We start from the raw sequence: 20370 nt of genomic DNA on the forward strand, positions 1-20370 counted from the left end.
AGAAGGAGTTCCAGATGCGTCGTTCCCACCTCGCCCTGCTGATCCCGTCACTGCTGGTGCTGGCCGCCTGCGGTACTGCGCCCGAGCAGCGCAGCGCGCCGGTGCCCGCCGTACCGGTGGCGAGCACCGCCAAGCTGGCCGAAGCCAACCTTGCGCCGGCGTCGGCCAGCATTGTCAGCGGTCGCCTGGCGCTGGTGCCCGATGCGCGCGGCGTGCACATCACCGGCACCATCGGCGGACTGCAGCCGCTGCAGACCGCCGCGTTCCACGTCCATGAGCGCGGTGATTGCAGTGCCGTTGACGCCAGCAGTGCAGGGCCGCATTTCAATCCGGCCAACCAGCCGCATGGCCGCAACAGCGCGGGTGCGCATCACGCTGGCGACATGGACAACCTGCGCGCGGATGCGCAGGGCCGGGTTGCCGTCGATGTACGCCTGCCAGCGGTTACCCTCGGCGGCGGTGCAGCCACCGATATCGTGGGCCGCGCGCTGGTGGTGCATGCCGACGCCGACGATTACCGCAGTCAGCCGGCAGGCAATGCCGGCGCCCGTATCGCCTGCGGCGTCATCAAGGTCACGCGCTGAACGCGCCGCCCCCCGACGTCGCTCTTCCACTCGTTACCCGCAAGGAGATCCACATGCGTCTGATCCACACCTCATTGTTTGCCGCCATTGCCGCCATCGGCCTGACCGCCTGCAACAAGCCGGCCGACGCGCCGGCCGATGCCGCCACCGCCACCCCGCCGATCGCCGAAACCGCGCGCACCACCGAAGCGCCGCCGGCCATGACCAGCGAAGCCCACGCCAACCACACCGCCGTGGCCGACCTCGCGCCGACCCAGGGCAATGACGTCAAGGGCAACGTGACCTTCAGCGTCGTCGACGGCAAGGTCCACGTGAAGGGCCAGGTCAGCGGCCTGAAGCCGAACAGCGAACACGGCTTCCACATCCATGAGAAGGGCGACTGCAGCGCGCCGAACGGCGACAGCGCCGGCGGCCACTTCAACCCGAGCAAGGAAGACCACGGCAACGTGGCCACCAGCCCGCACCACGGCGGCGACATGCCGAACATCAAGGCGGACGCCCAGGGCAATGCGGTGGTCGATGCCGACGTGTCCACCAACGTCAACATCGGCGAGGGCAACGACAACGACATCATCGGCCGCGGCCTGATCGTGCATGCCGATCCGGATGACTACAAGACCCAGCCGACCGGCAATGCCGGCGCGCGCCTGGCCTGCGCGGTGATCAAAGCCGCACCGTAACCGGTTGCGCCGGCCGTTGACCGGCCCCGCGTAATGATAAACGCCGGCAATGCCGGCGTTTTTTTATCGCGTCAACAGTTCCCGCGCATCCTGCCCGGCTTCGCAATGCACGAACAACACCGGCAGCCCGTGCGCTTCCAGCACGGCGGCCATCTGCCGCTGACGCATCAGGTACTGGTCGTAGATCCCCTGCAGGCGATCGCAGTTGCCGGTGTCGTGCCTGTAGTAACTGCACCAGCCCGCCGGATCGAACAGCGCCATACGCACTTCGCCATCGGCGTATCGAAGCAGCGGTTCCGGTGCGTCGTCCAGCCACTGCTCCGCCTGCGGCGCCATCAACGCTGTTTCAATCAGCGGCCACAACGCGGCCAGGCCCTGGTTGTCGTACTGCATCGACATCATCGCGGCCAGGTCGTTCACGGTGAAATACCGGGCGTGCTCGATCTGCGCACCGAAGGCGTTCTGCGCCTGCAGGGCGGTATCGGCCTGGGCCATGCCCTGGGCCAGCAGCACTTCTTCCAGTGCTTCGGCCACCGCCGCGGTCTGCGCCACGTCGGTGCCGGTCAGCAGGAACGGCACCACGCGCAGGCCGCCGCCGGTAAGGCTGGCATCGGCCTGGAACGGCAGTGGCACTTCGCCGTCGGCAGCGGCGCCGAACGCCAGCAGGCGCGGGCCTTCGTTGCGGCCGGGCGCGCGCATCTGCAGTTCTTCCAGGCGGCGGTGGATCGGCCAGCCGGGGCGCAACACCTCGGCGGGGTCGAAATGGGCGCCGGCGAACACGAAATCGAGTCCGCTCACGCCGGGCACCAGCTTGGCCAGGTCGCGGCCAACGCGGTCGGCGAGTTCGCCCGCCTGCGCGGAGGTCAGGGCCGCGTGGCGGGGGGCGTCTCCTCCGGCCAGTTCCAATGCCAGTACGCCAAGGGCATTCATGCCGGGGTCGGGTTTGCTCATGGGTTCACAGTTGGCCCATCACAGGGCGGCAGCTACACTTGGGTCCATTATGCCTGCTCCTTCGTGCAGGCCATGTTGCAGACACCCCTCCCATGCCAGGTATCTCCATGCCCAACGCTCGTCCCGTCGCCATTCTCGGTGGCGTCCGCATTCCGTTCTGCCGCCAGAACACCGCCTATTCGGACGTTGGCAACCTGGGCATGTCGGTACGTACGCTCGGCGCGCTGGTGGAACGCTTCGGTCTGCACGGGCAGCAGCTGGGGGAAGTGGCGATGGGTGCGGTGATCAAGCATTCCAGCGACTGGAACCTGGGCCGCGAAGCGACGCTGTCCTCGGGCCTGTCCCCGCTGACTCCGGGCATCACCATGCAGCGCGCCTGCGGCACTTCGCTGGACACCATCATCGCGGTAGCCAACAAGATCGCGCTGGGCCAGATCGAATCGGGCATCGGCGGCGGCTCGGACACCACCTCCGACGTGCCGATCGTGTACGGCAAGAAGCTGCGCGCGCGCCTGCTGGCCGCCAATCGCGCCAAGAGCACCGGTGACAAGATCAAGGCGATCGTGCGCGGCTTCAAGCTGGGCGAGCTGAAGCCGGAATTCCCGGGCGTGGCCGAACCGCGCACCGGCAAGAGCATGGGCGACCACTGCGAAGACATGGCCAAGGAGTGGAACATCTCCCGCGACTCGCAGGACGAGTGGGCGGTGTCCTCGCACAAGAAGCTGGCCGCGGCCTATGAGCGCGGCTTCTTCACCGATCTGATCGCGCCGTTCCGCGGCGTCGAGCGCGACAACATTCTGCGTGCGGATACCTCGCTGGAAAAGCTGGCCACCCTGAAGCCGGCCTTCGACAAGGTATCCGGCCGTGGCACGCTCACCGCAGCGAACTCCACCCCGCTCACCGATGGTGCCTCGGCGGTGCTGCTGGCCAGCGAGGAATGGGCGCGCGCGCATGGCCACGAGCCGCTGGCCTACCTGCGCGATTCGCAGGTAGCCGCCGTTGATTTCGTGCATGGCGAAGGCCTGCTGATGGCGCCGACCATCGCGGTGCCGGAAATGCTCAAGCGCAATGGCCTGACCCTGCAGGATTTCGACATCTACGAAATCCATGAAGCCTTCGCCGCCCAGGTGCTGTGCACGCTGCGCGCGTGGGAAAGCGAAGATTACTGCCGCAACCGCCTGGGCCTGGATGCGCCGCTGGGCAGGATCGACCCGGCCAGGATCAATCCGCTGGGCTCGTCGCTGGCCACCGGCCATCCGTTCGCGGCTACCGGTGCACGCGTGATCGCCACCGCGGCCAAGCAGCTGGCCGAACGCGGCGGTGGCCGCGCGCTGGTGTCGATCTGCACCGCCGGCGGCATGGGCGTGGTGGCGATCGTCGAACGCTGAGCCATCGGCATCGCGCAATGTAAAAGGCCGCCCGGTTGGGCGGCCTTTTGTTTTGGGGTCATGGCGCCTGATGGGCGGCTTCGGCGGGGCTGAACGTCGGGCGGGTGTTTGGGGACGACATTCTGTTGGCTTCGGAGACTTGCGCCGCGCTGGCGCGCGGTTCCCACCCATGGCGTGGCACTACGAATTGCTACGGACCCATTGGGATGGCGTCAGCGAAGCGGGTTGCCGAATTCATCGCGGACCGGCGCCGGTTCGCTCATGAGTGACTGTTCTTCGACCGTGGCGCGTTCGGGCACGACGGCAGCCAACGGGGCTACCGGGCGCGCGAGCACCACGCTGTCTTCGCCGCGTTGCTGGCGCAGGGCGTTGGTGTAGCACTGCGCGGCCAGGGCGGGCTCGCCCCGTGCGGTGAAGACCTCGCCCAGCGCTTCCCAGGCCGGGGAGCCAGCGCCGGCGGCGATGGCGCGGTGCAGGTAGTCTTCGGCCTGGACGTGCTCGCCCTGGCGCGCGGCGATGCGGCCCAGCGCCAGCAGCAGCGCCGGGCTGGACGGTTGCTGGCCCAGCCAGCGCTGCAGGTTGGCCTGGCGGGTGGCGAGCTTCTCCACCGGCATCTGGCCGTAGAGCGTCACCAGTGATTCGTCCCAGCGCGTATCCAGCGCCTGTTCCAGGTTGAGCAGAGCCGGCTCATCCCAATCCAGCGCCACGGCGCGCAGCGCGTAGGCCGACGCCACATCGGGGTCGCTGCGCAGGGCCTTGGGCGTGGCTTCCCACTGCGCGGCGAGCGCATTCACATCGCCCGCTTCCAACAGCGACTGCGCGGCCAGGCGCACTTCCAGTTCGGCCACCGCGTCGTCCGGCAGCACCTTCTGCTTGCGCAGCGCGCCCAGCTGTCCGTAGGCCTCGTGCGCGCGACCGGCACGCGCCAGGGCTTCGGTACGCAACCACAGGCCACGCGGCGGCAGCGGCTGGATGCCCGGGGCATCCAGCGCGTTGATCGCATCCACCGGGCGCTCCTGCTGCAGCAGGCGCTCGGCCTGCATCAGCGCGTAGGCGGTGGCGTCGGTGGTGGACAGGCGCTGCAGGTACGGGTCCACCGCGGCCTGGTCCCCGCGCGCTTCGGCACTGCGGATGGCGGTCACATAAGCAACCGCGCTCACTTCCTCATCCTCGGCAGCGGTGCCCAGCAGCTTTTCGGCACGCTGCCAGTGGCCGTATTCATACGCCTGCAGCCCTTCGATCAGGCGGGCACGGCCCTGCTTGCGGCGGTAGCGGCCCCAGGCACGGAACGGCGAGGCCACCAGGCTCCACAACAGCCACAGGACCAGCAGGCCCACCAGCACCATCAAGGCCACCTGCGGCACGGTCGAGCGGTAATCATTGCCGCCCACGCGGTAGATCACCTCGCCGTACTGGCGCAGGGATTCGGTGCCCAGCCATTGCGCGGCCACCACGCCCAACACCACGGCCAGCAATAGCACCACTACGGATTGAATCGGCTTCATGTATCAACTCCCATCGCGCATGGCGCGCAGTTGCTGCAGGGTGCTGCCCAGTTCGGGCAGCGGCGGGCGTAGCACTTGGGTGCGCAACTGCTGCAGTTCACCACGCCGCTCGCGCAGGCCGGGTGAATCCGGCCACAGCCGCGGCATCCACAGTGCCACCCGATCCAGCGCCTGTTCAAAACCAGCTTGGTCGCCGCGTTCAACCGCCGCACGGGCCAGGGTCAGCTCCAGCTGCAGCGAATCCCAGGCGGCAGTGCGCTCGGCGCGGGTGAGCGGGCCCTGTACGGCCGTGGGCGTGATGGTCACGAACGGGGCCAGCACCTGATGCCACCACGGCGGCGCGGCGGCGCCGGCCGCCGGTGCGATCTGTTCGGGCAACGCCAGCAGCGATTGCGAGAAGCTGCCAAGGCGTTGCTGGATGCCGGCGCGTACGCCAGGGCCGAGGGCATCGACCGCGTTGCGTTCCTGCATCAGCGCTTGGCGCAGGTTGAGGTATTCGGTGCCCTGGACGTCTTCCAGCGCCGTGGCCGCCAGCGCGTACAGGCGCTTGGCGCCCTCCACGTCATCGGCGAATGCCAGCCGCTGGCCGGCCTGGCTTAGCAGCAGTTCGGCCTCTTCCAGCTGCAGCGCCTGGGCGTTGTGGCGGGTGCTGTCAGCCAGCCGCGCCAGGTTCTCTTCCAGCAACGCATTGCGCTGGCTCAGGCCCAGCATTTCATCGCGCAGCACCCGATTGGTGGCGGCCGCATCCTGCACCCGTTGCGAAGTGGAGCGTTGGTCGCGGCGCAGCGCCTCAACGCTGCCGGCCAAGCCCTGCACCAGCACGGCGGCATCGGCCTCGCGCTGCGCGACGCGCGCCTGCTGCGCCTGCCACTGGGTCCAGCCCCAACCTGCGCCACCGGCCACCAGCGCGAATGCGGCAAGCGGCACGATCCAGCGCAGCGGACGGTGGGGCGGGGGCGGAACCATGTCGTTCATGCAGGCATCCTTGTCGATCGCGCCGGTGCATTCACGAGCTGGCGATCGGTGAAGCGCACAGCATCGCTCGCCGCCCGCAGGGCCTGCAAGGCCGCACGCGACCCCTGTTCAGGAAGTTGCGGCGGTGGTGATGGCCGCGTGTGCGGCCTGCGCCAGTTGCGCTGGCATCGGGCCGGCAGCAAGGGTCACCCGTGCAATCCCCGCCTGCTGCGCCAGCACGGCCAGCCGTTCGCTGGCCGCGACCGCATGGGCCTGCCGCAGCCGTGCAAGCAGGTCGGCTGGCAGCTGGTCGATAAGCAGCGACAGCGCTTCAGCGCTGCTCAGGGCCAGCACCCACGGCCCCGCGCGGTGGCGCAGCCGCTGCAGTTGCCGGGGCGGCAGGCGCAGCGCGACACGCTGGTACACATCCACCCGCTGCAGCACCGCGCCCCGGGCCCCCAGCGCATCGGCAATGACCCCGCGCCCACCTGGTGCGGTGACCAACGCCGCGCGCAGCCCCTGCAGCTGGGCCAGCACCGGCAGATCGAGCAGGCCCTCGCTGTCCATCCGCGTGGGCGCCACCACGTCGGCAGCGCCATGCCCGCGCAGCGCGGCGGCGGTACCGGCGCCCACGGCCAGCCAGATGCCGGCGTGCGGGGCATCCAGCGGCTGCAGCCGGGCGGCCGCATGCACGGCCGCCGGGCTGCTGAATACCACGCGGTCTGCCTCCAGCGCCTGGGCCAGGGCCGCGCGGGTGGCCGCATCGTGGCGGGCCACCAGCGCCCACGGCGACAAGCCGATCACCTGCGCGCCCAGCGCTGCGGCCGCGCGGCGCAGCGGTGCGTGCTGGCCGCGCGGGCGCAGCGACAGCAGGGTCCAATCCGGCACATGTGCGTGGCTGTTCATTGCGGGCATTATGCGAGGCCTTCGTTGCAACGTCGCCGTACCGATGTCTGAACATGATTCCCTCCCCGCCCACCTGGCCGCGCTGCAGCAGGTGCTTGAGCGCATGCCGCCGGTGGCGGCGATGCAGATCCGCGTGGATGCGTATGCCGATGGCGTGCTGAGCCTGCGCGCGCCGCTGGCCGCCAACGTCAATGACAAGGGCAATGCCTTCGGCGGCAGCCTGTCTTCGGCGCTGACCCTGTCCGGTTGGGCGCTGGTCACCCTGCGCCTGCGGTTGGCCGGCTTCGATGCCGATGTCTATGTGGCCGACAGCCATGTGCGCTACCTGGCGCCGGTCTACGACGACCTGCAGGCCCAGGCTCACGCGGGCGACGACGCCGACTGGGATACCTTCCTGGCCACCTTCGCCCAGCGCGGCAAGGCCCGCATCGAGGTGGTGGCGCGCCAGCCCGGCGAGGCCGGCAAACCGGCCGCTGAACTGACCGGACGTTTCGTTGCCTTCGCAAGGCGGTAGGATGGGCGCCTTGCCGATTGGGGAATTCGCATGCGTCGCACCATCCAGATCCTGCTGCTGGCCTTGCTGGCCCTGACCTCCGTGTCGGCATTCGCCGGTGAGCAGAAGACAACCAAGAAGCAGCGCAAGCAGCTGGAAGAAACCCAGGTCAAGTACGACTCGACCATGCGTTGGGGCACCGTGGACGACATGCTGCCCTACCTGGACCCGGCGTACGCCAAGGAACACCCGCTGACCGACCTGGAAATCCGCCGGTTCGAGCAGGTGAAGATCTCCAGCTACCGCGCCGGCGACAACGTGCCGCTGCCCGACGGTCGGGTTGGCCGCAATGCCGAGGTGAGGGTGATCAACGTCAACACCCAGTCCGAGCGGACGGTGCGGGTCAAGGAAATCTGGCGCTGGGACGCCGAAGGCAAGCGCTGGCTGCAGGCCAGTGGGCTGCCCGACCTCTGGCAGGAATCCTGAGCTGCCGCAGGGCTGGACGCCGGTTCGCCCGCATGTGCGACAATCGGCGCCCGCTAATCGACCCGTGATCTAAGTGAATTACGAAGAGTTGCTGGCCTTTGCCGGCCGAAACCCGATGTTGTCGATGGCCTTCGTGGGCCTGACTGTCGCCATCCTCGTCACTGAGGTACGCCGCCTGCTGCGCGGCTACAAGTCGATCAAGCCGGCCGAGCTGACCCAGCTGATCAATGCCGGCGGCGCGGTCGTGGTGGATCTGTCGGCGGGTACCGATTTCGAGAAGGGCCATATCGCCGGCAGCCGCAACGTGCAGCCCGCCCAGTTCGGGCCGGAGCACAAGCTGGTGGCCAACGCCAAGCAGCGCCCTGTGGTGCTGGTGTGCCGTACCGGCACCGCCTCTGAAACCGCCGCCAAGGCGTTGAAGAAGGCCGGTTTCGAGCAGGTGCACGTGCTCGACGGCGGCCTGCCCGCCTGGCAGCAGGCCGAGCTGCCGCTGGTCAAGGGCCGCAACTGATTTTGCCCGGATTGCGCGGCATGCCTTGTGCGCGCCGCCACACGCCCCCATCGCAGGGCATGTAACAATCCGTTTTTACTGCATTCATTCTGGAGCAACAGGAAATGTCCGAAGCGAACACCAACGGCGCCATCGCGCCGGCCGAAGCCGCCACCGGCCCCGCGTTCACCGTCGAAAAGATCTACGTCAAGGACGTTTCCTTCGAATCGCCCAACGCCCCGGCCGTGTTCAACGAAGCCGTGCAGCCGGAGCTGCAGCTCAACCTGAACCAGCGTGTGCAGCGCCTGGGTGAGAGCGCCTTCGAAGTGGTCCTGGCCGTGACCCTGACCTGCAAGGCCGGCGACAAGACCGCCTATGTGGCCGAAGTGCAGCAGGCTGGCGTGTTTGGCCTGGTCGGGCTGGACCCGCAGTCCATCGACGTGCTGCTGGGCACCCAGTGCCCGAACATCCTGTTCCCGTACGTGCGCTCGCTGGTGAGCGAGCTGATCCAGGCCGGCGGCTTCCCGCCGTTCTTCCTGCAGCCGATCAACTTCGAAGGCCTGTACGCCGAAACCCTGCGCCAGCGCCAGGAACAGGGCGAAACCTCGCTCGCCGATTCCGAGCCGGCCGGCAACGCCTGATCGGCGCTGCAGCAATGAGCAACAACGCAGACAAGGTCGCCGTTCTCGGCGCCGGCTCCTGGGGCACGGCCCTGGCCAGCCTGCTTGCACGGCACGGTCGCCAGACCGTGCTGTGGGGCCGCGACGCAGCGATGGTGGACGCCATCGACCAGCGCCACGAGAACACCCGTTACCTGCCGGGCATTCCGCTGCCGGAATCGCTGCGCGCCACCACCGACCTCGCTGCGGCCGTCAAGGACGCCACGTGGATCCTGGTGGTGGTGCCGTCGCACGCGTTCGGTGAAACCGTGCGTGCGCTGGCGCCGCTGCGTCCGGCGGCTGCCGGCGTGGCCTGGGCGACCAAGGGGTTCGAACCGGGCTCCGGGCGCTTCCTGCACGAAGTGGCGCGCGAGGTCCTTGGACCGGAGGTGCCGCTGGCCGTGGTGACCGGCCCATCGTTCGCCAAGGAAGTCACGCTGGGCCTGCCCACCGCGATTACCGTGCACGGCGACGATGCCGAGTTCGCCCAGCAGGTCGCTGAAGCCATGCACGGCCCGGCGTTCCGCGCCTATACCGGCGATGACATGGTCGGTGCCGAACTCGGCGGTGCCATGAAGAACGTGCTGGCCGTAGCCACCGGCGTGGCCGATGGCATGCAGTTGGGCCTCAACGCCCGGGCCGGCCTGATCACCCGCGGCCTCAACGAGATGCTGCGCCTGGCCGCTGCCATCGGCGCCAAACCGGAAACCCTGATGGGCCTGGCCGGGCTGGGCGATCTGGTGCTGACCTGCACTGGCGATCTGTCGCGTAACCGCCGGCTTGGCCTGGCGCTGGGACGTGGCCAGAGCCTGCAGGACGCGATCCGCGAAATCGGCCAGGTAGTCGAATCGGTGCAGACGGCCGACGAGGTCATGCGCCAGGCGCGTCGCCACGGCATCGACCTGCCGATCTCCGACCGGGTCCGCGCCGTGTTGCACGGCGAGCAGACCCCGGAAGAGGGCCTGCGCGCGCTGCTGGCCCGCGAACAGAAACCGGAATACCCGGACACGCTGTTCAAATGATGATGAAAACCCCGGCACTGCCGGGGTTTTTTTTGCCCTCCAGAACGCACAAACCCAGCATGCGCTGGGTTTGTGCGTGGCACCCCGACGAGGTGGGGCCAGATAAGTGAAGCCCGGCCTACTAAGCCGGGCTTCATGGCGTGAGGGAGAGAGAGATCACGCCATCCAACAACGTACCGTGCAGCGATCGCCTTACCAGGTGAAGCGCGGGCCGACGAACCATTCGCGGTCGCCACCCTTGGCCAGCTTCACTTCGCCGCTCAGGCCCCAGTTCGGGGTGAACTTGGCCTGGGCGCCGACGCGGCCGTAGAACTCGCCGTCCGGGTTGATGCCGTGCTTCTTGCTGAAGTCTTCGTAGCCGGCCAGCGCGTAGCCCTCGATCATCGGGGTGAACGCGGTGCGCACGCCCACTTCGGTGGAGTAGCCGTTGAAGTCAAGGCCGCGCTTCGGATCGAACTTCTGGTACGCGACGCGGGCCACCAGGTCGGTGGTCGGCGCGATGCCGTAGTTGTAGCCGACGCCGGCGCGCCACTGGTCAACATCGGCATTGCCGCGGTTGAGTTCCTGCGAGGTGTAATCGCCAAAGATGTGGAAGTTCGGTGCGACGGCCACCGAGCCCTTCACGGCCCAGCCGTCGGCATAGCCGCCCTGGGCATCGGTGTTCACATAGCCGCCTTCAGCGTAGTTGTACGACAGGCCATCGGCAGCCGAAGCAGCGAACGGCAGAGCCGCGATCAGGCCCAAGGCAAGCAGGGAGGTCTTCATCATCGGGAACACACCTATTCATTATTTGGTTTTGCCGACCGTCCCCTCTTGGGGAGGGGAGAGAGATGGACGGTCGACAGGTGTGAATTATCCGTTAGGCGCTCTAATAAACCCTGAATATTGAACTGACCGGTACATGAATGAAGCGCGCGTTCAGGGAACTACGGCAGGGGCTAGGCCAACGCATGGGCACTGAACCTCCCAGGTACAAAAGCAAATGAAGAATGTTACCTGCAGGCTCTAATCACGCTGCACATTTGTACCCTGTAGGGTATATTTGGCATATCGAAATAGACCCTGGAGGTGAGAAGTGGCGTCCAGACAAGGCTCGCAGATGCGCCGGTTGGCCAGGGCGAAACTAGACGAAATCGGTAACACGCTCCGCGCGCTGTTACCCAGACTTCCACACGCACCCCGTGGCGGCTGGATTGCCGGGACGCGCGAGGCATTGGGCATGTCCAGATCCGACTTGGCCCGCCGTCTGGGAGTGTCACCGGGCTCCGTGACGAAGCTGGAGACGAGCGAACGTGTCGGGTCCATCCGGATCGATACGCTGCGCCGCGCGGCAAGCGCCATGGACTGCGAACTGGTCGTACTGGTGGTGCCCCGTCAGCCGCTCCAATCCATGGTTGACCAGCGCCGCCTCCAGCTCTACGGCGCTGACATGGATCGGGCTGCTACGCATATGAGCCTGGAAGACCAGTCAATCTCTGAAACGATGCGACGGCACCTGCTGCAGCAGGCTGAAGCCGCCATTCCTGACAGCACCTTGTGGCGGGAGTCACCAATTGGCTGATCTGCCGCTGTTTCAGGAGCCACTCGACGCCGGCCAGACCCCTCTCGACCCTGATGAGGCGCGTGGATTGAAACTCGGTTGGGTGGCGACGCGCGCGGATCTCAACGACGCCGAAGGTGAAAACATTCTGCAGGGAATGCGCTGGGCGAACACTCAAGTCAGGAAGCGGGATGTCGTCGTGCATGGCGAAGCGTTTCTGCGCCAGCTGCACGAGCGCATGTTCAATCAAGTGTGGGAATGGGCTGGACGGTTTCGCCAGACGGAGCGAAACATCGGCGTTGCGCCGTACCAGATTGCCATGCAGCTTCGACAACTGTTCGACAATGTCAGTGCATGGCAGGAGTTCCAGACCTATTCCCTGGATGAGCAGGCAGTGCGGCTCCACCACCAGCTGACCTTCATCCATCCATTCCCAAATGGCAACGGTCGCTGTTCACGGGTAATGGCTGACATGTTTCTCCTGCGGAATGGTGGAAAGCCGTTCACCTGGGGCCCTCCACCCCACGGTGCACAGGTTCGCCAGGATTATTTGAATGCGATACGCCGCGCGGATGCCGGAGATGTCTCTCCACTGCTGGCGTTTGTGAGGAGCTGAAGCTTCACCTGACAGAGGTGGCCCTCAATACTCACGATGGCATCCAGGCGAATGCGCCTGCCCTCGTCCAGCAGCATGTGCTCCCCGCGGGGCACCGTCGGGCGTGCGCGTCGCGCCAAGGCGCTGCTCGATCCACTGCTTGAAATCGCGCACCACGCCCTCGCGCCCGGCATCGTTGAGCAGGTCATGTGCATGGTCCTTGTACAGCAGCAGCGTCTTGTCGGTAGAGCCGGCGTTCTCGTTGAACACCTGGCTGCCGGCCGGCACGGTGACCTTGTCGGCGGTGCCATGCGCGATCAGCACCGGCAGGCGCAGCGTGGGGAAGCCGCGGCGCAGCCGGTCGATACCCACCAGCATCTGCGCCACGGTCAGCGCGGTCTGCTTCTCGTTGGCGATGAGCGGATCGGCATTCAACGCGGCCACCACCTCGGGCAACCGTGAGAATTCCTTGTTGGGCAGCTTGAGCACGCGCAGCTTCGGGAACGGGCCACTGAGCCAGCGCACCAGCGCCAGCACCGGCGCTGTGCCCGAGCAGGAACACCGGCAAGCCGGGCTCGCGCGCACGCGCCACGTCCAGCAGCGACTGCACATCGGCGAGGTAATCGTCGAAGTGCTCCACATGGAAGCGCTCCCCACTGGATTTTCCGCGCCCGCGCAGGTCCACCGCATACACCGCAAGACCCATCGCGGTGAACTGCGCGGCGGCCCACTGGTAGTGACCGCTGTGCGAGTTGAAGCCGGGCACGATCGCCAGCACTGCACGCGCCGGTCCACTGGGGCGCCAGCTGCGGATGAACAGCTCGCGCTCGCCACCACTGATCAACTCTTCGCTGCGCGATGGACCCGTGCCACGCCCGTCGGCGGGCACGGCATGCAGGGCGGCGGCAGGGGGTACGCTGTTCATGGGCAGGTCCTCGAAGACAGGGGGAGGGACGAACGTACGTGCGCTCAGCTCTGCAGGAAGGCGAGCAGGTCCTGGTTGAGCTGTTCCTTGGCGGTGTCGCCGAGGCTGTGGCCACCGCCGGGATAGATCTTCAGCTGCGCGCCTTTGATCAGCGTCGCCGAGCGCAGCGCTGCGGCCTTGATCGGTACGATCTGGTCGTCATCGCCATGGATGATCAGGGTGGGAACATCGAACTTCGCCAGGTCGGCGGTGAAGTCGGTTTCCGAGAACGCCTTGATGCAGTCGTAGGCGTTGAACGGATCAAGCCTTCGGAGACCTTCGCGCCCGGGCGATTGAAACCGAAGAACGGACCCGTCGCCACATCCAGGAAGAACTGCGCGCGGTCGGCGAGGTAGGCGCTGCGGAAACCATCGAACACCTCGATGGGCAGGCCGTCGGGATTGTCGGCGGTCTTGAGCATGATCGGCGGCACCGCGCCCATCAGCACCGCCTTGGCCACGCGGCCGGTGCCATGCCGGCCGATGTAGCGCGCCACTTCGCCGCCGCCGGTGGAATGGCCGACCAGTGTCACGTCGGTTACGCCAAGGTGTTCAAACAGCTGGGCGAGATCGTCGGCGTAGGTATCCATGTCGTTGCCGTTCCATGGCTGGCTGGAACGCCCGTGCCCGCGCCGGTCGTGGGCGATGCAGCGGTAGCCGTGGCCGGCCAGGAAGAACATCTGCGCTTCCCAGGCATCGGCATTGAGCGGCCAGCCATGGCTGAAGGACACCACGGGGCCGCTGCCCCAGTCCTTGTAGTAGAGGGAGGTACCGTCGGAGGTGGTGAAGTAGCTCATGGCAGCCTCGGCAGAAGGGACGTGCGCAGCCTCCCACGCACGCGAGGGACGGGGCATCGGTCGTTCGGGCGCGCGGGTGCTCCCCCATCCGGGGGCTGCGGCGCCGTCGCCCCCACATGGGGGATTTACGGATACCCCGGCCGGCGGCGGCCACCGGCCCGCGCCGCCGCTACCCTTGCCGGCAGCACGACGTCCTCGCCGTGCATCGGGAGAACGCCATGCTCGATCACCTGGCGGTGCTGGACGAGATCCTGGAGCGCCACGCAGAGGTGCTGGGCCGGGACTATCATCCTTACCGCAACCACACCTACCGCGTGGCCAATTTCCACTGGTGCATGCTGCCGGGCACGGTGCACGATCTGTACGTCCTGTCGGTGGCCGTGGCATTCCATGACCTGGGCATCTGGACCGCAGGAACGTTCGATTACCTGGCGCCTTCCGAAGCGCTGGCCCGGCAGTACCTGCTCGAACAGGACCGGCCGGAACTGGTGCCGGTGGTGGTGGCGATGATCAGCGAGCACCACCGGATCTCGCACGTACCGCCGGACCAGGACCGCCGCATCGAGGCGTTCCGCCGCGCCGACTGGATCGATGTGTCGCTGGGGCTGCTGCGCTTCGACCTGCATCCGGATGACTTCGCCCGGGTGGTGCAGCGGTTCCCGCGCCTGGGCTTTCACCTGCGCCTGGTGCAGTTCTCGCTGCGGCATGGACTGCGCCATCCGCTGCGTCCGCTGCCGATGATGAAGCGCTAGTCGTCCAGTCGCACCAGTCCGCGACGCAGGGCGATATGGATCGCCTCGGTGCGCGTGCGGGCGCCGATCTTCTCGAAAATGCGTGCGAGGTGCGATTTCACCGTTTCCGACGAAATGCCCAGGTCATTGGCAATGCGTTTGTTCTCCCATCCCTGCGCGAGGGCGGCAAGGATGGACTGCTCGCGTGCAGTAAGGGGTTCCTCGCCGATGTGCTGGGCGATCTCTTCGGAGATCTCCGCCGACAGGCAGCGCTTGCCTTGCGCGACCCGATGCAGCGCATCGACCAGCTCACGGCGCAGCGAGCTTTTGAGCAGATAACCGCTGGCACCGGCCGCGAGCGCGTCGCGTGCGTTGGCATCGCCCCGGTAGGTGGTGAGGATGACCACGCATGCCTGGGGAAACTCCGCGCGCAGGCGTCGAGTCAGCTCGATGCCGTTCACACCGGGCATCTGCAGGTCGACCAGCGCGATGTCCGGCAGCAGCCGTCGGTACTGCCCGATGCCATCCAGTGCGTCGGCAGCCTCGCCGACCAGCTCAAGGCCGGGTTCCACCTCCAGCATGGATGCGATGCCCTGGCGGATCAGGGGATGGTCATCGATGGTCAGGATGCGCAGTGTCATGGCCAGGGTCCCGGTAAGGAATGCACCGTGCATCGTGGCGACGCACAACGCAAGCGGCCCCCGCCGGCCGAGGCAGCAGTGCTTGCGGCCGCAAACCTAACACTGTTAGATTCGCTCCCTAACAACGTTAGGTAGAAGCCCCCAGTGCGTCAGCCCATCGCCCGGGACAACATCGTCGGTGCCGCCTTCAAGATCCTCGACGAGGCTGGCATGGAGGGCGTGACCCTGCGCAAGGTGGCCTGCACGCTGGGCATCCGCGCGCCGTCGCTTTACTGGCACTTCAAGAGCAAGCAGGCGCTGGTCGATGCCATGGCCGACGCCATGATCGTGGACGTGGCCCGCCACATCCCGGAGGGCCAGCCGTGGCGGCAGACCCTGCTGCAGATCGCCCGTGAGTTCCGGGTTGCCTTCAAGGCCCGCCGCGACGGCGCGCGGGTCTACGCCGGCACCTTCCTGGCCACCGAGAACGTGCTGCGGGTGGGCGAGGCCAGCATCGCCGCGCTGGTCGGTGCCGGGGCGCCGGTGCGCTTTGCGGCCACCGCATCGATGGACCTGGTGTATTACGCGATGGGCTTCGTCATCGAAGAACAGTCCTGGCCCGGCGACGGCAGCATGGAGGCGCTGGGTGAGGCGTTCATGGCGCTGGCCGAAGCGCGTTTCCCCCATTGCTGGGATGCCCGCGAGGTGTGGAGCGAGGTCGATTTCGACACGCGCTTCGAACAGGGCCTCGGCCTGATGCTGGACGGCATCGAACTGCGCCTGGCCCGCGTGCCCTGATTTCCCTTTCCCCTGTTACCGTAGTTCCGACACGGAAGCTCACTGATGCGCCCCTCATTTTTCCGCTGCACTTCCCTGCTGCTGATGGCCACACTGCTGGCCGCCTGCGGTGACAAAGACGACAAGGCTGCCGCCGATGCCGCCGCGTCCTCGGCGTTGCCGGTATCGCTGGCCAGCGCGGAGCAGCAACCCATGGCGCGCACCGTGCTGGTGTCCGGCCCGGTCACCGCGTACGAGGAAATGCAGTTGGGCGTTGAAATCAGCGGCCAGCGCGTGACGGCACTGCCGGTGGACGTGGGCCAGTGGGTCAAGCAGGGCCAGGTGCTGCTGCAGCTGGACCACCGCACCCTGGACAGCGAACTGGCGCAGGCCGATGCCTCGCTGAAGCAGGCGCAGGCCTCGCAGGAACTGGCGCGCCTGAACTACGAGCGCAGCGCCAAGCTGGCCGCCCAGCGGCTGATCAGCGAAAGCAGCCTGGACGAGCTGCGCGCCTCGCGCATCAACGCCGAAGCGCAGACCGCCACCGCCCGCGCCGCGCGCGATGCGGCCAAGCTGCGCCGTGACTTCGCCGACCTGCGCGCGCCGGCCGATGGCCTGATCTCCAAGCGCCTGGTCCAGCCGGGCCAGGTGGTTTCGGCCGGTACCGAACTGCTCCGCTTGATTCGCGACGGCCGCCTGGAATGGCGCGCGGAACTGCCCGAAGACCAGCTGACCGGCGTGGCCGTGGGCAATACCGTGGAGCTGCCCTACGCCGACGCCGTGGTCAGCGGCCGCATCCGTGCGGTCACCCCGGGCGTGGACGCACAGACCCGCACCGGTACGATTTTCGCCGACCTGCCCGAACCGGGCACGCTCAAGCCGGGGGTGTACGTGGAAGGGCGCATCGTCACCGGCGAAGGCCAGGCGCTGACCATTCCTACCGCCGCCATCGTGCAGCGCGACGGCCACAGCTACGTGTTCACGGTGAATGACAAGCAGCAGGCCGCGCGCCTGCGGGTGCGCACCGGCCAGGCCGTGCAGGGCCGCACCGCGATCCTGGAAGGGCTGAAGGTGGGCGACCGCGTGGTGGTCGACGGCGCCGGGTTCCTCGGTGAAGGCGACCGGGTGCGCGTGGTGGCCGATGCCAAGGCGAACGCCAAATGAACTTTTCCGCCTGGGCGATCAAGCGCCCGTTGCCCGCGCTGCTGATCTTCTTCGTGTTGTGCGTGGCCGGCCTGTGGGGCTTCTACCAGCTGCCCGTGGCACGCTTCCCCGACATCGCGTTCCCGATGACCACCGTGACCGTGACCCAGCCGGGCGCTTCGCCCAGCCAGCTGGAAGCCGAGGTCACGCGCAAGGTCGAGGACTCGGTGGCCACGGTCAACAACGTCAAGCGCGTGATATCCACGGTCAGTGAAGGCGTCAGCACCACCACCATCGAGTTCCAGCTCGAGGCCGACCTGGCCACTGCGTTGGATGACACCCGCGATGCGGTCACCCGCATCCGCACCGACCTGCCGCAGGACATCCAGGAACCGGTGATCTCCAAGGTCGACATCGGCGGTTCGCTCATGACCTATGCGCTGGTCGCCCCGCACATGACGCCCGATGAGGCCAGCTGGTTCGTCGACCGCGATGTGTCGCGCGCGATGTACGGCGTGCCGGGCGTGGCCCGGGTGACCCGCGTGGGCGGCGTGCAGCGCCAGGTGCGCGTGGACCTCGACCCCAACGCGTTGATCGCGATGGGCATCACCGCCGGTGATGTGTCCCAGCAACTGGCCCGCATCCAGGTCGAACGCGCCGGCGGCAAGGCCGAGATCGAAGGCGCGCAGCAGACCATTCGCACACTGGGCACCGTCGGCGATGCGCAGGCCTTGCGTGATTACTCCATCGCGTTGCCGGATGGCCGCGCCGTGCGCCTTTCCACCCTCGCCAACGTCACCGACGCTGCCGCCGACCCGACCGAAGCCGCCTTGCTGGACGGCAAGCCGGTAGTGGCGTTCTCGATGTCGCGCACACGCGGCTCCAGCGAAGTGAAGGTCGAGGCCGGTGTGCATACCGCGCTGGACCAGCTCAAGGCCAGCCACCCGGGCATCGACTTCCGCCTGGTCACCACCGCCATCGACGAAACCCACCGCTCCTACGACTCGTCCATGACGATGCTCTGGGAGGGCGCGCTGCTGGCGCTGTTGGTGGTGTGGCTGTTCCTGCGCGACTGGCGTGCTACCTGGGTATCGGCACTGGCATTGCCGCTGTCGATCATTCCCACTTTCGCGGTGATGTACTTCTTCGGCTTCACGCTCAACATCATCACGCTGCTGGCACTGTCGGTGGTGGTCGGCATCCTGGTCGACGATGCGATCGTGGAGATCGAAAACATCGTGCGCCACCTGCGCATGGGCAAGCCGCCACTGGAAGCAGCGCGCGAAGCGGCCGGTGAGATCGGCAACGCGGTGATCGCCACCTCGCTGACCCTGGCGGCGGTGTTCGTGCCGGTGGCGTTCATGCCGGGCATCGCGGGCAAGTTCTTCCGCGAATTCGGTTGGACCGCCGCTACGGCGGTGCTGTTCTCGCTGCTGGTGGCGCGCCTGCTGACCCCGATGATGGCCGCCTACCTGCTCAAGCCGCACGGCGAAGAGAAGCCCGAATCGAAGCTGATGACCTGGTATCTGGGCTGGGTAGACGCCGCGTTGCGCTACCGCGGCCGCACGCTGTGGATCGCCACCGGCCTGTTCGTGGCCTCACTGGCGCTGGTGCCGTTCATCCCGGCCACGTTCATTCCGCAGTCCGACCTGGGCCGCAGCAACCTCAACCTGGAACTGCCGCCTGGTACACGCCTGCAGGAAACAGTGGCGGTGACCGAACGCGCCCGCGCGCTGCTCCAGGACATGCCCGAACTGAAGCAGGTCTATACCGCCGTGGGCGCGGTGCTGGACCTGGGCGATCCCAGCACCACCGGCGTGGGCGAAGCGCGCAAGGCCACGCTGGTGCTGGATTGGGGCGTGGCCGACGACCGCGACCGCGACCAGCGCGCGCTGGAGCGTGATGCCCGCCAACGCCTGGCCAACCTGCCCGGTGTGCGCGTCAGCTACGTCAGCTCCGAACCGGGAAACCTGCTGCAGCTGGTGCTGTCCGGCGACGACCCGCAGCGCCTGCAGGAGGCCTCTACCGCACTGGAACGCGACCTGCGCGGCATCCAGGGCCTGGGCAGCGTGACCTCCACTGCCTCGCTGCTGCGCCCGGAACTGCAGATCGTACCCAACGCTGCGCGCGCTGCAGACCTCGGCGTGGCCACCCAGGACATCGCCGAGGCGGCGCGCATCGCCACCGCCGGCGACTACGAGCAGCGGCTTGCCAAGCTCAACCTGCCGGACCGCCAGGTGCCGATCCGCGTCGGGTTCGCCGAAGCCACGCTGGCCAACCCGGCGCTGATCGGGCAGCTGCGCGTGCCCGGTCGCGACGGCCCGGTACCACTGGCCGCCGTTGCCGAGATCCGCCAAGGCAGCGGCCCGTCGCAGATCTCGCGCTACCAGCGCCAGCGCAACGTGACCCTCACCGCCGAGCTCAACGGTCGCCCGCTGGGCGATGTAATGACCGAAGTGCAGGCACTGCCCAGCGTGAAGCAGCTGCCGCCAGGCGTGACCTTCCTCAACACCGGCGATGCCGAAGTGTTCGTGGAACTGTTCATCGGCTTCATGCTGGCGATGGCCGCCGGCCTGGTCTGCATCTACATGGTGCTGTTGCTGCTGTTCAACCACGCGCTGATGCCGGTCACCATCCTGGCGGCGGTGCCGTTGTGCGCCGGCGGTGCGTTCGGTGCGCTGCTGATCACCCAGAACATGCTGTCACTGCCAGCGTTGATCGGATTGCTGATGCTGATCGGCATCGCCACCAAGAATTCCATCCTGCTGGTGGATTACGCGGTGATGGCCGAAGACGAGCAGGGCATGAGCCAGCACGATGCGTTGATTGACGCCTGCCGCAAGCGTGCGCAGCCGATCATCATGACCACCCTGGCGATGGGCGCAGGCATGATGCCGATCGCCCTGGGCTTTGCCGGTGATTCCAGCTTCCGCGCACCGATGGCGATCGCCGTGATCGGCGGCCTGATCACCTCCACACTGCTCAGCCTGATCGTGATCCCGGCCGCGTTTACCGTCATGGACGACCTCGGCGAATGGCTGTCGCGAAGGTTCCGCCACCGCTCCACGCACGGCGCGCATTGAGGG

21 protein-coding genes and 2 pseudogenes are annotated in these 20370 nt (G+C 67.3%); 14 read left to right on the plus strand and 9 right to left on the minus strand.

All coding sequences use genetic code 11. The features are described 5' to 3' along the window. The first annotated feature begins 14 nt into the window (after positions 1-14). A complete protein-coding gene (locus ACTJI4_RS13240) occupies positions 15-584 on the plus strand; it encodes a superoxide dismutase family protein (protein WP_440869593.1) in 570 nt (189 codons plus the stop codon). A 53-nt stretch (positions 585-637) separates the two neighbouring features. Next, on the plus strand, positions 638-1264 hold the full coding sequence (locus tag ACTJI4_RS13245; RefSeq protein ID WP_392923412.1) for a superoxide dismutase family protein: 627 nt from the start codon (positions 638-640) through the stop codon (positions 1262-1264). A gap of 63 nt (positions 1265-1327) precedes the next feature. Here the strand turns inward: ACTJI4_RS13245 and ACTJI4_RS13250 are convergent, their stop codons facing one another. Beyond that, positions 1328-2215: a hypothetical protein gene (locus ACTJI4_RS13250; RefSeq protein ID WP_440869594.1), complete on the minus strand. Its 888-nt coding sequence runs from the start codon at positions 2213-2215 to the stop codon at positions 1328-1330. A 92-nt stretch (positions 2216-2307) separates the two neighbouring features. Between ACTJI4_RS13250 and ACTJI4_RS13255 the strand changes: the two genes are divergently transcribed. Continuing rightward, a complete protein-coding gene (locus ACTJI4_RS13255) occupies positions 2308-3603 on the plus strand; it encodes an acetyl-CoA C-acetyltransferase (RefSeq protein WP_440869595.1) in 1296 nt (431 codons plus the stop codon). Positions 3604-3815: 212 nt separating this feature from the next. Here the strand turns inward: ACTJI4_RS13255 and ACTJI4_RS13260 are convergent, their stop codons facing one another. From ACTJI4_RS13260 to ACTJI4_RS13270, 3 genes are all read right to left on the minus strand, one after another. Beyond that, the gene (locus ACTJI4_RS13260; protein ID WP_392923421.1) at positions 3816-5108 is read right to left on the minus strand and encodes a heme biosynthesis protein HemY; all 1293 of its coding nucleotides are present in this window, start codon (positions 5106-5108) and stop codon (positions 3816-3818) included. Between the two features lie 3 nt (positions 5109-5111). Beyond that, entirely contained in the window at positions 5112-6083 is a 972-nt protein-coding gene (locus ACTJI4_RS13265; protein ID WP_392923423.1) for a uroporphyrinogen-III C-methyltransferase, read from the minus strand. Positions 6084-6191: 108 nt separating this feature from the next. Further along, positions 6192-6968 carry a uroporphyrinogen-III synthase gene (locus ACTJI4_RS13270; protein ID WP_440869596.1) on the minus strand — a complete coding sequence of 259 codons (777 nt, stop codon included), beginning with the start codon at positions 6966-6968 and terminating at the stop codon, positions 6192-6194. 43 nt (positions 6969-7011) lie between these two features. Between ACTJI4_RS13270 and ACTJI4_RS13275 the strand changes: the two genes are divergently transcribed. The 5 genes from ACTJI4_RS13275 to ACTJI4_RS13295 all read left to right on the plus strand — a co-directional run bounded on the left by ACTJI4_RS13275 (position 7012) and on the right by ACTJI4_RS13295 (position 10118). Next, positions 7012-7482 (plus strand): YiiD C-terminal domain-containing protein, encoded by a 471-nt coding sequence (locus ACTJI4_RS13275; RefSeq protein WP_392923428.1) that lies wholly within the window; start codon positions 7012-7014, stop codon positions 7480-7482. A 30-nt stretch (positions 7483-7512) separates the two neighbouring features. Next, complete coding sequence (locus tag ACTJI4_RS13280) at positions 7513-7947, plus strand: hypothetical protein (protein ID WP_392923431.1); 435 nt, start codon at positions 7513-7515, stop codon at positions 7945-7947. A gap of 73 nt (positions 7948-8020) precedes the next feature. Beyond that, positions 8021-8458: a rhodanese-like domain-containing protein gene (locus ACTJI4_RS13285; RefSeq protein WP_184126254.1), complete on the plus strand. Its 438-nt coding sequence runs from the start codon at positions 8021-8023 to the stop codon at positions 8456-8458. 104 nt (positions 8459-8562) lie between these two features. Further along, a complete protein-coding gene (gene secB / locus ACTJI4_RS13290; protein WP_392923435.1) occupies positions 8563-9078 on the plus strand; it encodes a protein-export chaperone SecB in 516 nt (171 codons plus the stop codon). A 14-nt stretch (positions 9079-9092) separates the two neighbouring features. After that, complete coding sequence (locus tag ACTJI4_RS13295) at positions 9093-10118, plus strand: NAD(P)H-dependent glycerol-3-phosphate dehydrogenase (protein WP_392923438.1); 1026 nt, start codon at positions 9093-9095, stop codon at positions 10116-10118. A gap of 192 nt (positions 10119-10310) precedes the next feature. Here the strand turns inward: ACTJI4_RS13295 and ACTJI4_RS13300 are convergent, their stop codons facing one another. Next, on the minus strand, positions 10311-10883 hold the full coding sequence (locus ACTJI4_RS13300) for an OmpO family porin (RefSeq protein ID WP_392923607.1): 573 nt from the start codon (positions 10881-10883) through the stop codon (positions 10311-10313). 334 nt (positions 10884-11217) lie between these two features. Between ACTJI4_RS13300 and ACTJI4_RS13305 the strand changes: the two genes are divergently transcribed. Both ACTJI4_RS13305 and ACTJI4_RS13310 read left to right on the plus strand, forming a co-directional pair. After that, a complete protein-coding gene (locus ACTJI4_RS13305; RefSeq protein WP_440869752.1) occupies positions 11218-11679 on the plus strand; it encodes a helix-turn-helix domain-containing protein in 462 nt (153 codons plus the stop codon). Further along, complete coding sequence (locus ACTJI4_RS13310) at positions 11672-12274, plus strand: mobile mystery protein B (RefSeq protein WP_440869597.1); 603 nt, start codon at positions 11672-11674, stop codon at positions 12272-12274. The genes ACTJI4_RS13305 and ACTJI4_RS13310 overlap by 8 nt, the downstream gene beginning before the upstream one ends. A gap of 24 nt (positions 12275-12298) precedes the next feature. Here the strand turns inward: ACTJI4_RS13310 and ACTJI4_RS13315 are convergent, their stop codons facing one another. The 3 genes and pseudogenes from ACTJI4_RS13315 to ACTJI4_RS13325 form a co-directional block, all read right to left on the minus strand. Continuing rightward, positions 12299-12709, minus strand: a complete 411-nt coding sequence (locus ACTJI4_RS13315; protein ID WP_440869753.1) for a serine aminopeptidase domain-containing protein — start codon at positions 12707-12709, stop codon at positions 12299-12301. Continuing rightward, positions 12597-13178 (minus strand): annotated as a pseudogene (locus ACTJI4_RS13320) (alpha/beta fold hydrolase); the annotation flags it as partial. The gene ACTJI4_RS13315 and the pseudogene ACTJI4_RS13320, both read right to left, overlap by 113 nt. A 44-nt stretch (positions 13179-13222) precedes the next feature. After that, positions 13223-14070 (minus strand): annotated as a pseudogene (locus ACTJI4_RS13325) (alpha/beta fold hydrolase). A 161-nt stretch (positions 14071-14231) separates the two neighbouring features. Here ACTJI4_RS13325 and ACTJI4_RS13330 point away from each other — a divergent pair. Then, on the plus strand, positions 14232-14765 hold the full coding sequence (locus ACTJI4_RS13330; protein ID WP_440869598.1) for a hypothetical protein: 534 nt from the start codon (positions 14232-14234) through the stop codon (positions 14763-14765). Here ACTJI4_RS13330 and ACTJI4_RS13335 read toward each other — a convergent pair. Next, complete coding sequence (locus ACTJI4_RS13335; protein ID WP_392923452.1) at positions 14762-15385, minus strand: response regulator; 624 nt, start codon at positions 15383-15385, stop codon at positions 14762-14764. The genes ACTJI4_RS13330 and ACTJI4_RS13335 overlap by 4 nt on opposite strands. Before the next feature lie 144 nt (positions 15386-15529). Between ACTJI4_RS13335 and ACTJI4_RS13340 the strand changes: the two genes are divergently transcribed. From ACTJI4_RS13340 to ACTJI4_RS13350, 3 genes are read left to right on the plus strand one after another with little or no spacing between them, the layout of a single operon-like run. Further along, entirely contained in the window at positions 15530-16162 is a 633-nt protein-coding gene (locus ACTJI4_RS13340; RefSeq protein ID WP_440869599.1) for a TetR/AcrR family transcriptional regulator C-terminal domain-containing protein, read from the plus strand. Positions 16163-16207: 45 nt separating this feature from the next. After that, the gene (locus ACTJI4_RS13345) at positions 16208-17305 is read left to right on the plus strand and encodes an efflux RND transporter periplasmic adaptor subunit (RefSeq protein WP_440869600.1); all 1098 of its coding nucleotides are present in this window, start codon (positions 16208-16210) and stop codon (positions 17303-17305) included. Beyond that, positions 17302-20367, plus strand: coding sequence for an efflux RND transporter permease subunit (locus tag ACTJI4_RS13350; RefSeq protein ID WP_440869601.1), 3066 nt, complete (start codon positions 17302-17304; stop codon positions 20365-20367). The genes ACTJI4_RS13345 and ACTJI4_RS13350 overlap by 4 nt, the downstream gene beginning before the upstream one ends. Positions 20368-20370 lie beyond the last annotated feature (3 nt).

It is taken from the genome of Stenotrophomonas sp. 22385 (assembly GCF_052045085.1).
Classification (GTDB): domain Bacteria; phylum Pseudomonadota; class Gammaproteobacteria; order Xanthomonadales; family Xanthomonadaceae; genus Stenotrophomonas.

What these genes read in the sequence shown, in the direction of transcription:
- ACTJI4_RS13240 (WP_440869593.1), top strand. Translation starts at nt 15, where the DNA reads ATGCGTCGTTCCCACCTCGCCCTGCTGATCCCGTCACTGCTGGTGCTG.
- ACTJI4_RS13245 (WP_392923412.1), top strand. Translation starts at nt 638, where the DNA reads ATGCGTCTGATCCACACCTCATTGTTTGCCGCCATTGCCGCCATCGGC.
- ACTJI4_RS13250 (WP_440869594.1), bottom strand. Translation starts at nt 2,215, where the DNA reads ATGAGCAAACCCGACCCCGGCATGAATGCCCTTGGCGTACTGGCATTG.
- ACTJI4_RS13255 (WP_440869595.1), top strand. Translation starts at nt 2,308, where the DNA reads ATGCCAGGTATCTCCATGCCCAACGCTCGTCCCGTCGCCATTCTCGGT.
- ACTJI4_RS13260 (WP_392923421.1), bottom strand. Translation starts at nt 5,108, where the DNA reads ATGAAGCCGATTCAATCCGTAGTGGTGCTATTGCTGGCCGTGGTGTTG.
- ACTJI4_RS13265 (WP_392923423.1), bottom strand. Translation starts at nt 6,083, where the DNA reads ATGAACGACATGGTTCCGCCCCCGCCCCACCGTCCGCTGCGCTGGATC.
- ACTJI4_RS13270 (WP_440869596.1), bottom strand. Translation starts at nt 6,968, where the DNA reads ATGAACAGCCACGCACATGTGCCGGATTGGACCCTGCTGTCGCTGCGC.
- ACTJI4_RS13275 (WP_392923428.1), top strand. Translation starts at nt 7,012, where the DNA reads ATGTCTGAACATGATTCCCTCCCCGCCCACCTGGCCGCGCTGCAGCAG.
- ACTJI4_RS13280 (WP_392923431.1), top strand. Translation starts at nt 7,513, where the DNA reads ATGCGTCGCACCATCCAGATCCTGCTGCTGGCCTTGCTGGCCCTGACC.
- secB (WP_392923435.1), top strand. Translation starts at nt 8,563, where the DNA reads ATGTCCGAAGCGAACACCAACGGCGCCATCGCGCCGGCCGAAGCCGCC.
- ACTJI4_RS13295 (WP_392923438.1), top strand. Translation starts at nt 9,093, where the DNA reads ATGAGCAACAACGCAGACAAGGTCGCCGTTCTCGGCGCCGGCTCCTGG.
- ACTJI4_RS13300 (WP_392923607.1), bottom strand. Translation starts at nt 10,883, where the DNA reads ATGAAGACCTCCCTGCTTGCCTTGGGCCTGATCGCGGCTCTGCCGTTC.
- ACTJI4_RS13305 (WP_440869752.1), top strand. Translation starts at nt 11,218, where the DNA reads ATGCGCCGGTTGGCCAGGGCGAAACTAGACGAAATCGGTAACACGCTC.
- ACTJI4_RS13330 (WP_440869598.1), top strand. Translation starts at nt 14,232, where the DNA reads ATGCTCGATCACCTGGCGGTGCTGGACGAGATCCTGGAGCGCCACGCA.
- ACTJI4_RS13335 (WP_392923452.1), bottom strand. Translation starts at nt 15,385, where the DNA reads ATGACACTGCGCATCCTGACCATCGATGACCATCCCCTGATCCGCCAG.
- ACTJI4_RS13345 (WP_440869600.1), top strand. Translation starts at nt 16,208, where the DNA reads ATGCGCCCCTCATTTTTCCGCTGCACTTCCCTGCTGCTGATGGCCACA.
- ACTJI4_RS13350 (WP_440869601.1), top strand. Translation starts at nt 17,302, where the DNA reads ATGAACTTTTCCGCCTGGGCGATCAAGCGCCCGTTGCCCGCGCTGCTG.